The 1,128-nt window shown below is 67.3% G+C and carries 2 protein-coding genes and 1 pseudogene; all 3 read right to left on the bottom strand.

What is annotated here, in order from left to right; all coding sequences use genetic code 11:
• On the bottom strand, positions 1-499 hold a 499-nt coding region (locus tag ACNPM4_RS17835; protein WP_448986573.1), incomplete at its 3' end, for a hypothetical protein.
• Positions 500-505: 6 nt separating this feature from the next.
• Positions 506-799: a hypothetical protein gene (locus tag ACNPM4_RS17840; RefSeq protein WP_448986574.1), complete on the bottom strand. Its 294-nt coding sequence runs from the start codon at positions 797-799 to the stop codon at positions 506-508.
• Positions 800-880: 81 nt separating this feature from the next.
• Positions 881-1,128, bottom strand: a pseudogene (locus ACNPM4_RS17845) (hypothetical protein); the annotation flags it as partial.

Consider the following 1,128-nt stretch of genomic DNA (forward strand, 5'->3'; position numbering starts at 1 on the left):
CGAGGACCGCTCCGCGCGGATGCACGTCTCCGAGGACCTTCAGGTGGCTCACGGAGGCGAGCAACGCCGCTGCCCAGGTTCCCGACGCGAGTTCGGCACGGAGATCGTCGACGAACAGGCGCGCAGCGCGGCGGAAGACGGTTCCGAGCCGCTCCGCTCTCGGAACGAGATCGCCGAGATCCATCAACTCCGCCCAGCGGTGCCCGGACTCGGCGAACTCGTCCCACATCTCACGGCCGTCGTCAGGGATGGAACGTCCACTCACCCGCTCGTACTCATCCTGCGCAGCAAGCGAGAGAAGCGTCGTCGCCTGCGAAACGAACGAGCTCGCGAACGCGCCCACCAATGCGCCCTCCGCAAGGACGTCACATGTGCGCTCGAGCTCGGACAGCTCCTCGCACAGGTCGCTCACCTGCGACCAGATCAGCAGGACGGGCCAGTTATGGCGTTCCGAGTCCCCGATGTCCTCGACCCACGCCGCGGGGGTTGGGCCTGGCATCCGGTGCTAGGCGCGCCAGCCGAACGTCACCGGGGCAGCGGGTTCCACTGCGAATGTCGGACCGACGGCGCAGTTGCACACCGTGTTGTTCTGGCAGGTGGGCCCCATGATCGTCGTGCACATCTGGGGGTTGTTGGTCTCGGTGGCGGACACGGTCGTGTCGATCGCCTCGGTGTCACGGCCGACCAAACTGCGGAAGATGGCCTCGTCGATCGTCTCCCGCCCCGACGAGATGTCGTTCGAGGCTGCGGAGTCCGACGCTTCGCGAACAGCGATCCTGAGATCAGCGATACTCGTCATTTCGTCTCTCCTTCGTTTCGACTGACTGTGCGGCAACTGCGCCGCTCTTCCCCGCCACGGTACGCAGGCACCCGCCGAGAGTCAACGAAGCGCGCTGCCCTCGGCGGTCTCGTCCCGCTTCGTCTGCGTGGCGCGGCCGGCCTCCCACTCCTCGCGGAGGATGGCGTAGATCACCACGTCGTTCCAGCGCCCGTCGCGCCACTGCGCGCTTCTCGCGATTCCCTCCCGCGACATACCGCCAGGACGGGCCGAGGGGTTCTTCGGTGCTGCCGTCGCCGCCGTCGCCGCCTCGATCCGGTGGGTGGCGGTCGTCGAGAACAGGTAGTCGA

The organism is Microbacterium umsixpiens (genome assembly GCF_053543675.1).

Coding starts and splice junctions, on each gene's coding strand:
- ACNPM4_RS17840 (WP_448986574.1), bottom strand. CDS start 799: ATGACGAGTATCGCTGATCTCAGGATCGCTGTTCGCGAAGCGTCGGAC.